Here is an 11556-nt window from a genome sequence, read left to right on the forward strand (position 1 = left end):
TGGCGGGACGCTTCCGCATGATTTCGGCCTGCCGCCAGCAGGAGAAGCGAAAGCAAACGAAAATAAGGAACATGCACGATGGACATCATCGTTCTCGGAATAGGGGTTTTGTTCTTCGCCCTTTCTTTCGCCTACATCAAAGCCTGCGACAGTCTTTAAGCGTAAGGGCCGCAAAAATGCTTCTCGACTATGTCCTCGGTGGCGGCGTGACTTTGTTCCTCCTCGCCTATCTCACCTACGCCCTCGCTCGCCCAGAACGCTTCTGACAGCAACTGGCGCCAGGCACGGAAAGCTATATTTCAATGACTCTCAACGGATGGATACAGATCCTCGTCTATTGCGGGATCGTCATTTTGCTCGTGAAGCCGCTCGGCGGCTACATGTATCGCGTTTTCAGCGGCGACCGCACATTCCTCTCGCCGATTTTAGGTCCTGTCGAGCGGAGCCTTTATCGCATCTCGGGAACCAGCGAGCGTGAGGAGCAGCACTGGACCTCCTATGCGGCGGCCCTGTTGTTCTTCAACCTGGCCGGCTTTCTGGTGCTTTACTTCCTGCAACGGCTGCAAGGCAGCCTGCCCTACAATCCGGCCGGCATGACCGCCGTCGAACCCGGGCTCGCCTTCAACACCGCCGCCAGTTTCATGACCAACACCAACTGGCAGAACTACGGCGGCGAAAGCACGATGTCCTATCTCGTGCAGATGGCCGGCCTCACCGTGCAGAACTTCCTGTCCGCAGCAACCGGTATCGCCATCGCCGTCGCGCTGATCCGCGGCTTCGCCAAGGCTTCCGGCAAATCGATCGGCAATTTCTGGGTCGATATGACCCGATGCACCCTTTACCTGCTGTTGCCGCTCTGCATCGTGCTGACGCTGGTCTATGTCTATCTCGGCATGCCGCAGACGCTCGGCGCCTATATCAACGCAACGACGCTGGAAGGCGCGCAGCAGACGATCGCAGTCGGCCCCGCCGCTTCGCAGATCGCTATCAAGATGCTCGGCACCAATGGCGGCGGCTTCTTCAACGCCAATGCCGCGCATCCCTTCGAAAATCCCGATGCGATCTCGAACCTGATCCAGATGGTGACGATCTTCGCCATCGGCGCGGCACTGACCAACGTCTTCGGCCGCATGGTCGGCAATCAGCGCCAGGGTTGGGCGATCTTGACCGCGATGGGCGTCCTGTTCATCGCCGGCGTCGCCGTCTGCTACTGGGCGGAAGCCGCAGGCAATCCGCTGGTGCATGCGCTCGGTATCGATGGCGGCAATATGGAAGGCAAGGAAACACGTTTCGGTATCGCTTTGTCGGCGCTGTTTGCGGTCATCACCACGGCCGCGTCCTGCGGCGCCGTCAACGCCATGCATGACAGCTTCACCGCGCTCGGCGGCATGATCCCGATCATCAACATGCAACTCGGTGAGGTCATTGTCGGCGGTGTCGGCGCCGGTCTCTACGGCATCCTCATGTACATCGTGATCGCCGTCTTCGTCGCCGGGCTGATGGTCGGACGCACGCCCGAATATCTCGGCAAGAAGATCGAGGCCAAGGAGATCAAGATGGCAATGCTGGCCATTCTCTGCCTGCCGCTGGCGATGCTGATCTTCACCGCCATTGCGGTGGTGCTGCCGACAGGCGTCGCCTCCATCGCCAATGCCGGCCCGCACGGCTTCTCCGAGGTTCTCTATGCCTACACCTCGGCTGCCGCCAACAATGGCTCGGCCTTTGGCGGCCTGACCGGCAACACGCCCTGGTACAACATCACGCTCGGCATCAGCATGCTGATGGGCCGCTTCCTGGTCATCATCCCGGCTCTGGCGATCGCTGGTTCGCTGGTCGCCAAGAAGACGGCCCCTGCCTCCGCCGGCACCTTCCCGACCGACGGGCCGCTGTTCGTCGGGTTGCTGGTGGGCGTCATACTGATCGTCGGCGGCCTCACCTTCTTCCCGGCGCTGGCGGTCGGACCGATCGTCGAGCACCTGGCTGGCATCCACGGGCAGACATTCTGAAACCACCCCACCTTGGATCCCCGCCTTGGATCAATGTCATGTCCTGGTTCGAAACCATTCGTCGCAAGACCCGGCATCGAGCCGATCCAAAGGGGGAGGCAACCCCTCCTCCTTTCCCGACCATGTCCACCTTCCTTGGCATCGCGGCAGTCATGATCGTGATCTGGTTGCTGGCCTACGGGCTTCCGCATCTGCTTTCGGCATCCGACCGATCCGTGCCGTCCAACAACATCGACACTGGAGCCACTAAATGAGCCAGTCCAAATCCGCTGTTATCATGGATGCCCGCATCCTGCTGCCCGCCATCGGCGGGGCCTTCAGGAAGCTGAACCCGCGCACCTTGATGCGGAATCCGGTGATGTTCGTCGTCGCCGTCGTCTCGGCGCTCACGTCAGTCCTGTTCGTCAAGGACCTCGTCACCGGCGGCGGCGATCTCGGCTTCTCCCTGCAGATCATCATCTGGCTGTGGTTCACCGTGCTTTTCGCCAACTTCGCCGAAGCGGTCGCCGAGGGCCGAGGCAAGGCGCAGGCCGATTCGCTGCGCAAGGCGCGCACCGAGACGCAGGCCAAGCTGTTGACAGGCGACGACCGCACCAAGTTCAAGCTGGTGCCCGGCACCAGCCTGAAGGTCGGCGACGCGGTGCTCGTCGAGGCCGGAGACATCATTCCGTCGGACGGCGAGGTGATCGAAGGCGTCGCTTCGGTCAACGAGGCGGCGATCACCGGCGAATCCGCCCCGGTCATTCGAGAATCCGGCGGCGATCGTTCTGCGGTGACCGGCGGCACGCAGGTGTTGTCCGACTGGATCCGCGTGCGCATCACCGCGGCCTCCGGCCATACGTTCCTCGACCGCATGATCTCGCTGGTCGAAGGCGCCGAGCGCCAGAAGACGCCTAACGAGATCGCGCTCAACATCCTGCTGGTCGGCATGACGCTGATCTTCGTGCTGGCGACGGCGACGATCCCGAGCTTCGCCTCCTATTCGGGCGGCTACATCTCGGTGACTGTGCTCGTCGCCCTGTTCGTGACCCTGATCCCGACGACGATCGGTGCGCTGCTTTCGGCCATCGGCATCGCCGGCATGGATCGCCTGGTGCGGTTCAACGTGCTGGCCATGTCGGGCCGCGCCGTCGAGGCGGCGGGCGATGTCGACACGCTGCTGCTCGACAAGACCGGCACGATCACGCTCGGCAACCGCCAGGCGACAGAATTTCGCCCGGTCAAAGGCGTCACCGAGCAGGAGCTGGCCGATGCGGCGCAGCTCGCCTCGCTCGCCGACGAAACGCCGGAAGGCCGCTCGATCGTCGTACTGGCCAAGGAGAAATACGCCATCCGCGCCCGCGACATGGCAACACTGCATGCCACTTTCGTGCCCTTCACCGCGCAAACCCGCATGAGCGGCGTCGACATCGATGGCTCGTCGGTCCGCAAGGGCGCGGTCGATTCCGTGCTCGCCCATGTCAATCGGTCGACCGTCGCCACGCATGCCAGGCGGCCGAGCAGCGAAACGATCCGGGATATCCAGACCATCGCCGACGAAGTCGCCAAATCCGGCGGCACGCCGCTGGCGGTCGAGCGCGATGGCCGCTTGCTCGGCGTCGTCCGCCTCAAGGACATCGTCAAAGGCGGCATCGCAGAGCGTTTCGCCGAGCTGCGCAAGATGGGCATCCGCACGGTGATGATCACCGGCGACAATCCGATGACGGCGGCGGCGATCGCAGCGGAAGCCGGCGTCGACGATTTCCTTGCCCAGGCGACGCCCGAGGACAAGCTGAAGCTGATCCGCGACGAACAGGCCAAGGGCAAGCTGGTCGCCATGTGCGGCGACGGAACCAATGATGCGCCCGCCCTTGCGCAGGCCGATGTCGGCGTTGCCATGAACACCGGCACGGTCGCCGCACGCGAAGCCGGCAACATGGTCGATCTCGACAGCGATCCGACCAAGCTGATCGAGATCGTCGAAATCGGCAAGGCGCTGCTGATGACGCGCGGTTCGCTGACGACCTTCTCGATCGCCAACGACGTGGCTAAGTACTTCGCCATCATCCCGGCCATCTTCGCCGTCTTCTACATCGCGCCGGGGCAGACATCAGGCCCGCTGCAGGCGCTCAACATCATGCATCTGGCAACGCCGCAGAGCGCCATTCTCTCGGCCATCATCTTCAACGCGCTGATCATCATCGCGCTGATCCCGCTGTCGCTGAGAGGCGTCAAATATCGCGCGATCGGCGCCGGCGCGCTGCTCAGCCGCAACCTTCTTGTCTACGGCCTCGGCGGCATCATTGTCCCGTTCGTCGGCATCAAGACGATCGACATGGCCATCACCGCGCTTGGCCTCGCATAAGGAATTACGTCCATGCTCAAGCAAATCAGACCCGCAATCGTCATGATTGTCTTCTTCACCGTGCTAACCGGCCTGATCTATCCGATCGGCATGACCGGCATTGCTCAAGCTCTGTTCCCGCGCCAGGCCAATGGCAGTCTGATCGAGAAAGACGGCAAGGTCATCGGTTCCGAACTGATCGGCCAGGCTTTTGCGAGCGACCGCTATTTCCATGACCGCCCGTCGGCTGCCGGCGACGGTTACAACGCCGCCTCATCGAGCGGATCGAATTTCGGCCCGACCAACCCCAAGCTGATCGACCGTATCAAGGCCGATGCAGACAGGCTGAAGGCGGAAAATCCGGACCAGCCGGTGCCGATGGATCTGGTCACGACCTCAGGCAGCGGCCTCGATCCGCATATCAGCCCCGAAGCCGCCTATTTCCAGGTCGCCAGGGTGGCCAAGGCCAGGGGCGTTGATGAAGCCGGGATCAAATCCCTTGTCGACAGCCATATCGAGGACCGCGAGCTCGGTTTCATGGGAGAGAAGGTGGTCAATGTGCTGGCGCTCAATCTGGCACTGGACGAGGCCACCAAGCAATGAATGGTGGGCCGGGGATCGACACGGTCTCCGGCGCCATTCATGATCGATTCTGATGCCGGACGACAGCCGCAACGAAACCAGACCCTCACCCGACGCGCTGCTTGACCATGCGGAGCGGGAGGCGCGTGGTCGTCTGCGGATATTCCTGGGCGCAGCACCCGGTGTCGGCAAGACCTATGAAATGCTGATGTCGGGCCGTGCAAGATTGGCCGACGGCGCAGACGTGGTGATCGGCGTCGTCGAAACGCACGGCCGCAAGGAAACCCAGGTTCTGGTCGACGGCTATGAGCTGATCCCCCGTCGCCAGGTCGACTACGAGGGGCGCATCCTCGAGGAAATGGACCTCGATGCCATCCTTGCCCGGCGCCCGGCATTGGTCCTCGTCGACGAGCTTGCCCATACCAACGCACCGGGCAGCCGCCATCCCAAGCGCTATCTCGACGTTCAGGAAATCCTGACGCACGGTATCGACGTCTACACGACCCTCAACATCCAGCATGTCGAAAGCCTGAACGATGTCGTGGCGCAGATCACGCGCGTCAGGGTGCGCGAGACGGTTCCAGACTCCATCATCGACCAAGCCGACGACATCGAGATCATCGATCTCACGCCCGACGACCTGATCAAGCGGCTCGAGGAAGGCAAGGTCTATATCCCCAGCACCGCCCAGCGCGCGATCGAGAACTATTTCTCGCCGGGCAATCTGACGGCGCTCCGGGAATTGGCGCTCCGCCGCACTGCCCAACGCGTCGATGAGCAGTTGCTGATCCACATGCAGGCCCACGCGATACCCGGGCCCTGGGCGGCCAGCGAACGTGTCCTGGTCTGGGTCGACGAGGATCCGCGCAGCGCGTCCCTTGTGCGTTATGCTCGCCGCCAGGCAGAGCGACTGCGCGCATCGTGGCTCGCGCTCTATGTCGAGACGCCGCGTTCAACCAGCCTGTCCGAGCAGGATCGCGACAGGCTCGCATCGACGCTTCGCCTCGCCGAACAATTGGGCGGCGTTGCCGTCACCATTCCCGGCCAGGACGTCGCCGCCGACATCCTGCGCTACGCGGCGGCAAACAACGTCACCCACATCATATCAGGCAAGCCGCGCAAGCCGCGCTGGCGGCAATTGTTCGACGGCTCCGTCACCTATGATCTGATACGCGACGCCGGCAAGATTAGCGTTCATGTCGTCTCCGGCGACGACCATGCGCAAGTTCAGCCGTCACGAGGTATCACCCCGGCCCAACCAGCACGCCTCGACGTCAAGCCCTATCTGATCGTCACCTTCTATGTCGTCGCAGGGTTGCTTTTCGGGCTGCTGTTGTCGCGCGTGCTCGACGTGCGCAACATCGCCCTCGTCTTCCTCATGACGGTGCTGGTGTCCGCTGTCACGGCGGGGCTGTGGCCGGCGATATTCGCTTCCGTTCTCAGCGCCATGGCGTTCAACTTCTTCTTTCTCGATCCGCTCTACACGCTGAACATCAGCGATCCGGAAAGCGCCGTCGCGCTCGGTTTCTTCTTCTGCGTGGCGGTCATTGCCAGCAATCTGACGGCGCGGGTGCAGCGCCAGGCCGTGGCGGCACAGTCCCGCGCCCGCACAACCGAAGATCTATATCTGTTCTCGAAGAAGCTGGCCGGAACAGGCACGCTCGACGACGTTCTCTGGGCGACCGCCTTTCAGATAGCCTCGATGCTGAAGCTGCGCGTGGTGCTGCTTCTGCCCGAAAATGGCACGATCACCGTCAAGGCCGGCTACCCGCCCGACGACACACTGGCCGAGGCCGACATCGCCGCGGCACGCTGGGCCTGGGAGCACAACCGCGCCGCGGGACGCGGTGCCGACACGTTGCCCGGAGCACGACGCCTGTATCTGCCGTTGCGGACGGGGCGTACCGCCGTAGGGGTCGTCGGCCTCGACAACGACAAGCAAGGTCCGCTGCTGACGCCCGAGCAGCAGCGGCTGCTCGATGCGCTCGCCGACCAGGCCGCGGTCGCCATCGAGCGTATCCAGCTTGTCGCCGACGTCGACCGGGCCAAGCTTGCCGCCGAGGCGGACCGCCTGCGTTCGGCATTGCTGACTTCGATTTCCCATGACCTCAAGACGCCGCTTGCCGCCATTATGGGCGCGGCCGGCACGCTAAGGGAATTCGCGCCGGCGCTTCCCGAACAGGACCGTGCGGACCTGCTTTCGACCGTGCTCGACGAATCGGAAAGGCTAAACCGCTTCATCGCCAACCTGCTCGACATGACCAAGATCGAATCCGGAGCGATGGAGCCGAACTACGCGTTCCACTATGTCGGCGATATTGTCGGTTCCGCGCTGCACCGGGCCAGGAAAATCGTCGGCGAACACAAGACCGACATAGACATTCCCGCTGACCTGCCGATGCTGAGGCTTGACCCCGTTCTGTTCGAGCAGGTGCTGTTCAATCTCCTCGACAATGCCGCAAAATATGCGCCGCCTGGTTCGACGATTCGCTTGCAGGGCTGGCTCGACAACGACTTCGTTACCCTGCAGATCATGGACGAGGGACCGGGCATTCCGCTGGCCGATCTGGAACGCGTTTTCGACACATTCTACCGCGTGCGCAAGGGCGATCAGGTCCGTGCCGGCACCGGGCTCGGGCTGTCGATCTGCCGCGGCTTCATCGAGGCGATGGGCGGGACAATTTCGGCGGCCAGCAGGACCGACCGCTCGGGTGCGGTTTTCACCATCAGAATGCCGGTGCCGACGGAACTGCCCGCCGTGGACGGCGCCAACGGCGATGACCAAAATGTGGGCGACCCAGATCTGGATAAGTTGGCATGACGAATCTGGACGTCAGGATATTGGTCGTCGATGACGAACCGCCGATCCGCAAGCTGCTTCGCGTCGGACTTGGCAGCCAGGGCTATGCGATCAGCGAGGCGCCGAACGCCAGGGCTGCGATCGAACTCATGGAGTCGGAAAAGCCGGACCTGATCCTGCTCGATCTCGGCCTGCCCGGCATGGGCGGCCACGAATTGCTGCGCAAGTGGCGCGATGATGGCCTGGACATCCCCGTGGTCATCCTTTCCAGCCGCACCGATGAGGCTGGCATCGTCTCTGCACTTGAACTGGGCGCTGACGACTATGTCACCAAGCCGTTCGGCATGAACGAGCTTGTCGCGCGTATCCGCGTGGCGCTCCGCCACAAGTTCCAGCAGCAGGGCGAGAAGCCGGTCTTCCACACCGGCGATCTCGCGGTCGATCTGGTGAAGCGCATCGTCACGATCGAGGGCAGGGAGATAAAGCTCTCGCCGAAGGAATATGACATCCTCCGCATCCTCGTCCAGCATGCCGGCAGGGTTCTTACCCACCGGTTTCTGCTGAAACAGGTCTGGGGCGATTCGACCGACGTACAGTATCTCAGGGTCTATGTGCGGCAGCTCCGGCAGAAGATCGAGAAAACGCCCGACCAGCCGCGCTACATCACCACCGAAACCGGCGTCGGATACCGCCTGCGCGAAGTTGATTGAATACAATCCGGGTGGACAACGCTCAGTCTGCCGAGAGTTCCGCGGTTCGGGCAAGCGCGCCGCTGAAGCCGGCCAACGAGATGGGAAAGCTGATCGGCTGGCCCGTATCGACCGCGACCGCGTTGATCTTCAAAATGATGGCGGCCTTGAGCAGCGGCGTGATTTTCGCGTCGAATGTCACCGGCACCAGGCAACCGACGGCCTGGCAGGTGCTGAACTGCAGGACGCCCTCCAGCTTCTTGTCGTCAACTTCAAGATTGATGCCCTTGGCCAGGGCCAGCCCGAACGGCAGCGCCAGTGTACCGTTGGCTTGCTCTGCGGCCTTGGTCGATAATTCTATCGCCAGAAGGCGCTGGCCGTTCTGCTTGTTGAACTGCTGATGCGACAGGCTGCATGCCTTGGTTTTGCCAATGATCTGGCAATTGACCGTCCAGTCGCCATGCGTCTCGGACAGGGCCGACGCGCCACCGGGGAGTTGCGGCGGCTTGGCTACGTCCGCCGGCACGGCTTTGTCGGTCTTGGTCTGGGCCAATGCCATTGCCGCCTGCAGGCCGGCGATGAACGCAATGCCCAGCACAGCCGCGAAATACGCCCGCTTTCTCATGAAGACCCCTCTTGCCCTCCACCTCAAGCCAGCTAGAAGCTGACCTTGAGGGACGCGCTGACCGCGTTCTGTTTTACTGTTTCCCCGAAAGCGCCATTGTACCTGACGGCCATGCCGACGCCGTTCAGGCCATTGAGTTCGAGGCCGGCACCGACGCGATAGAGCGGCGAATCGACTTCCTGTGTCAAGTGCAGTGCCGGATTGCCGGGCAGATCTTCCGCGGCCGCGAATTGGCCCTCGATCTCCCATTTCTTGTTCGAGAACTCCACGCCTGCCTTTCCGTAGACGCGAAGGCTGGCGATGTCGCTAAGCGCGATGTCGATACCGAGCTCGAGGCCTGGCGTCGCGGAATAATAGGTGTTGGAACTGCCGTCGAAATTAAAGGCAGCAACCGAGCCCTCTTCCTTGCCGGAGACGCGAAGCCAGCGTGCATCGAATTGCAAGGTCGGCTGCAGGTAGAACGCGCCCATCTGCTGGGTCACGCCGAACCGTGCCGAACCGCCGAACTGGGCGGCCCTTTGCGTATAGGTGACGCTGTTGCCGATTCCGTCGAGCAGCAGTTCCGGCAGATAGACGCCTTCCAGCGTTTCACCGGGAATATAGCCGACCTGGTCGACATGCGTGTCGCGTTGGCCATCAAACATGCCGGTGCCGCCGCCAACGGCGAAGTCGACGAAATAGTTCTTGTTCTCGTATTTCGCCAAGGCATAGGCCTGCCAGGATTCGCCCTGGGTGGTAGACAGCAGGTCCTGGTTGAAATGGATCTCGGAATCGAACTCTGTCCGGCCGATCGTACCACCCAGCGACCAGTTCTGGTTGACCTCGCCGATGGCGCCGAACGACATCGTCTTCAAGACGTCGTCGCGGCTGGTCGTTCCCGCCCCTGCGTCGCGGCTGTAGTCGGCCTGAGGGCTGATCACGCCCCAGACGCAGCGCCCGTCTGGATTGCTGTAAGCGGGAACGCCGGTGCATTCGCGCGCCGTTTCCAGCATGATGTCGGCCGAGCGGTTGACCATCTCGAACGCATGCACCGCGTAATGCGGCGTCAGTCGCGTCAGCGCCGCGCCGAGTGACGCCTCATCCGGCAGGAACCGCAGCATATTGATCAGCCGCGCCATCGGATTGTCCGGGGCTGACGCCGCCTCGACATCATCGAAATACTGCGCCATTTCGTAAACACCCGGGTCGGTGGTGCCGGAGTTGGGATCCTGCGCCAGTTCCAGGAAGGTCGGGTTATCGGCGTAGAGAACGAGATCGGTGCCGCCGTCCACCCTGGTCAGGAAGTTGAAGCCGACCGCCGGATGCAAGGTCGTCGGCGTGATGCCGGAATCGACCATCGCGGAGCCGTTCGCCAGCACATATTCGGTAAACAGCTTGTCGATCGACAGGAAGTTGAGCGGCGCCTCGCCGTTGAAGTCGCCGGCGCCGGTCAAGGCAAGGGCGTCGGTGATCTGATTGTTGAGATCGACGTCGGTGACGAAATCGCCGGTGGCTATTTGGGTGAAGCCGCCGGTCACATCGACTGTCTCCACGACCGCGATACCCTTGTTGGTCATCAGGCCGTCGTTGAGGAAGGTGCCGCCGCCGAGGTCGATGGTCTTGAGGCCGACCATCGAGGAATTGGCGAAGTTGTGGAAACCGTTTATGCCGCCGCCAAGATCGATGTTGCCGATGACGCGGCCAAGTCCGACAGCGCTCTTCTGGTTGTTGATCTGGTCATTGCCGGACGTGCCGGTAATCGACAGCGGGCTGAAATCGTCGAGCAGGGATTCCAGGATCGCATCAGTCGGCACGATCGGACCTGCTGCGAGGAGCGACGCATTGAATGCGACCAGGTCCGACTGAAGCATGGTGAATGTCGCATTGGCCCCCATCGCAAAGGTCAGGCTGTTGTTGTTGAGCGTGTTGTTCTGACCGCCGACCAGCATCGCCGCCACGCCGGTGCCGGCGCCGCCTATGGCATACTGGCCTTTCAGGTCCAGGCTGATGTTGCCCTTCGATCCGCTGGCCGTGCTTTCGGCATAGGCCGCGACCGAATCGGCACCCTGCGCGAACAGGCTGCCCTCTGCAATCAAATCGACAGCACCGGAATTGCCTTGGCCGGTGGCGCTTTGCCCGAACAGCGCATAGGAACTCGCGCCCTTGACCCAGACCTGGCTCATCGCCGTCGCTTCGGCAGCCGCCGCGTCGCCGATGCCGCCTTGCGAACCGGCAGCCGATTGGCCCATCGCCAGTGAGGCCATGCCACCAGCGCCACCACCGCCGCCGACGGCCTGCGCGATGATGCCGTGGGCACGGTCGCCATCCGTTTCGATCTCACCGTCCTGGATGATGGTGACCTTGCCGCCGGTGCCCTTGGTGCCTCCGGGCGTGTTGAAGCCGATGGCGTTCGGACCGCCGCCATCGTCGTCGGCGCCGAAACGGCCAAAGCCGGCGCCGCCGAAGCCGCCGCCGCCGCCGACCGACTGCGCGATGATGGCAATGGAATCCTTGCCCGTGGTCGTGATCGTGCCGGTGCGGATGACGGTGAC

Annotated in this window: 8 protein-coding genes and 1 pseudogene; 7 read left to right on the forward strand and 2 right to left on the reverse strand. The window is 62.7% G+C overall.

Annotated elements, in window-relative coordinates; genetic code table 11:
• From E5W87_RS17395 to E5W87_RS17425, 7 genes are all read left to right on the forward strand, one after another.
• On the forward strand, positions 1 to 266 hold a 266-nt coding region (locus E5W87_RS17395), incomplete at its 5' end, for a potassium-transporting ATPase subunit F (RefSeq protein ID WP_292399846.1).
• A gap of 36 nt (positions 267 to 302) precedes the next feature.
• Positions 303 to 2006, forward strand: coding sequence for a potassium-transporting ATPase subunit KdpA (gene kdpA, locus E5W87_RS17400; protein ID WP_292399849.1), 1704 nt, complete (start codon positions 303 to 305; stop codon positions 2004 to 2006).
• A 38-nt stretch (positions 2007 to 2044) separates the two neighbouring features.
• On the forward strand, positions 2045 to 2260 hold the full coding sequence (locus E5W87_RS17405; RefSeq protein WP_292399852.1) for a hypothetical protein: 216 nt from the start codon (positions 2045 to 2047) through the stop codon (positions 2258 to 2260).
• Positions 2257 to 4350 carry a potassium-transporting ATPase subunit KdpB gene (kdpB, locus tag E5W87_RS17410; protein ID WP_292399855.1) on the forward strand — a complete coding sequence of 698 codons (2094 nt, stop codon included), beginning with the start codon at positions 2257 to 2259 and terminating at the stop codon, positions 4348 to 4350. The genes E5W87_RS17405 and kdpB overlap by 4 nt, the downstream gene beginning before the upstream one ends.
• A gap of 12 nt (positions 4351 to 4362) precedes the next feature.
• Positions 4363 to 4932, forward strand: a complete 570-nt coding sequence (gene kdpC / locus E5W87_RS17415) for a potassium-transporting ATPase subunit KdpC (protein ID WP_292399858.1) — start codon at positions 4363 to 4365, stop codon at positions 4930 to 4932.
• Positions 4933 to 4984: 52 nt separating this feature from the next.
• Entirely contained in the window at positions 4985 to 7732 is a 2748-nt protein-coding gene (locus tag E5W87_RS17420) for a sensor histidine kinase KdpD (RefSeq protein WP_292399862.1), read from the forward strand.
• On the forward strand, positions 7729 to 8421 hold the full coding sequence (locus E5W87_RS17425; protein ID WP_292399865.1) for a response regulator transcription factor: 693 nt from the start codon (positions 7729 to 7731) through the stop codon (positions 8419 to 8421). The genes E5W87_RS17420 and E5W87_RS17425 overlap by 4 nt, the downstream gene beginning before the upstream one ends.
• Positions 8422 to 8443: 22 nt before the next feature.
• Here the strand turns inward: E5W87_RS17425 and E5W87_RS17430 are convergent, their stop codons facing one another.
• Together E5W87_RS17430 and E5W87_RS17435 are read right to left on the reverse strand one after the other, a co-directional pair.
• Entirely contained in the window at positions 8444 to 9025 is a 582-nt protein-coding gene (locus tag E5W87_RS17430; protein ID WP_292399868.1) for an invasion associated locus B family protein, read from the reverse strand.
• 32 nt (positions 9026 to 9057) lie between these two features.
• Positions 9058 to 11556: pseudogene (locus tag E5W87_RS17435) on the reverse strand (autotransporter outer membrane beta-barrel domain-containing protein); the annotation flags it as partial.

The organism is Mesorhizobium sp., from assembly GCF_004962925.1.
Lineage (GTDB): Bacteria > Pseudomonadota > Alphaproteobacteria > Rhizobiales > Rhizobiaceae > Mesorhizobium.